Annotated in this window: 2 protein-coding genes; both read right to left on the minus strand. The window is 71.5% G+C overall.

Going from position 1 to position 1,864, the window contains the following annotated elements:
* Nucleotides 1-180: 180 nt before the first annotated feature.
* A complete protein-coding gene (locus tag ACWGI8_RS43805; RefSeq protein ID WP_453669145.1) occupies nt 181-597 on the minus strand; it encodes a hypothetical protein in 417 nt (138 codons plus the stop codon).
* The coding region (locus tag ACWGI8_RS43810; protein ID WP_453669147.1) for an ABC-F family ATP-binding cassette domain-containing protein at nt 597-1,864 on the minus strand (1,268 nt) is incomplete at its 5' end. The genes ACWGI8_RS43805 and ACWGI8_RS43810, both read right to left, overlap by 1 nt.

The following is a 1,864-nucleotide window of genomic DNA, read 5'->3' on the forward strand; positions in this document are numbered from 1 at the left end:
AGCGAACCCACGCGCCCGCACTCAAACCCCGACCGACCAAAAAACGGACCGGCAACCCACCCAGCGAACCCACGCGCCCGCACTCAAACCCCGACCGACCAAAAAACGGACCGGCAACCCACCCAGCGAACCCACGCGCCCGCACTCAAACCCCGACGGGCCGAGACGCGGCGCGTCCCCTTACGCCTGCGGCGCGTCCGGGAGGAAGCGCAGGGCCCATTCCGCCCGGGAGGCGACTGCCGGGTCGTCGTCCTTGGTCAGGGGCTCCAGGAGTGTGCGGGCCGTCCGCGGGTCCGACTGGACCACGCCGACGATCTCCGTCGCCAGTCCGTCCTGATCGTCACCGAGGTCGACGGCCGAGGCACGCAGCAGCACCGGCAGTACGTCGGTGCCGCCGATCGCCGCGATCACCCCGCCGAGCATCTCGCGGGCGTAGAAGTTCCGTTCACCGATGAAGCGGCCGAGCTCGGTCTCCAGGCGCGGGAGCAGACCGCGGTCGCCGGACGCCGCGATCGCGTCGGCGAGGTCGATCGTCTCGTCGATATCGGCATCGAGGTCGTCGAGGAGCGCGATCAGACGGGTCGTGGGGTCGGTCATCAGAGCTCGGTCACCTTTCCTGCCGCGACCTCGATGCGGCGGGTCGTACGGACCGCGTCGAGCATCCGCCGGTCGTGCGTGACCAGGAGCAGCGTGCCGCTGTACGAGTCGAGCGCGGACTCCAGCTGTTCGATGGCCGGCAGGTCGAGGTGGTTCGTCGGCTCGTCGAGGACGAGGAGGTTGACGCCGCGGCCCTGGAGCAGGGCCAGCGCGGCGCGGGTCCGCTCGCCCGGTGAGAGGGTGGCGGCGGGGCGCAGTACGTGGTCGGCCTTGAGGCCGAACTTGGCGAGGAGGGTGCGGACCTCGGCCGGTTCGGTTTCGGGGACGGCCGCGCAGAACGCGTCCAGCAGCGAGTCGGTGCCGTGGAAGAGCCCCCGGGCCTGGTCGACCTCGCCGACGACGACGCCCGAGCCGAGCACCGCATGGCCCTCGTCCAGCGGGAGGCGGCCGAGGAGAGCGGCGAGCAGCGTGGACTTGCCGGAGCCGTTGGCGCCGGTGATGGCGACGCGGTCGGCCCAGTCGATCTGGAGCGACACCGGCCCGAAGCGGAAGTCTCCCCGCCGCACCTCGGCGTCCCGGAGGGTCGCCACGACCGAACCGGAGCGGGGCGCGGAGGCGATCTCCATCCGCAGCTCCCACTCCTTGCGGGGCTCCTCGACGGCATCGAGCCGTTCGATCATCCGCTGGGTCTGGCGGGCCTTCGCGGCCTGCTTCTCGCTCGCCTCGCTGCGGAACTTGCGGCCGGCCTTGTCGTTGTCGGTGGCCTTGCGGCGAGCGTTCTTGACGCCTTTGTCCATCCAGGCGCGCTGCATCTGGGCCCGGCCCTCCAGCGCCGACCTCTTGTCGGCGTACTCCTCGTACTCCTCGCGCGCGTGCCGCCGGGCGGTCGCCCGCTCCTCCAGATAGGCCTCGTAGCCGCCGCCGTAAAGGGTGATCTGCTGCTGGGCGAGGTCGAGTTCGAGGACCTTGGTGACGGTACGGGTGAGGAACTCGCGGTCGTGGCTGACGACGACCGTGCCTGCGCGCAGCCCCTGGACGAAGGTCTCCAGCCGCTCCAGGCCGTCCAGGTCGAGATCGTTGGTCGGCTCGTCGAGGAGGAAGACGTCGTAGCGGGACAGGAGCAGGGAGGCGAGCCCGGCGCGGGCGGCCTGGCCGCCGGAGAGCGAGGTCATGGGCTGGTCGAGGCCGACGGTGAGACCGAGCGAGCCCGCGACCTCCTCGGCGCGCTCGTCGAGGTCGGCGCCACCGAGCGCCAGCCAGCGCTCGA

The organism is Streptomyces sp. NPDC054841 (assembly GCF_053611045.1).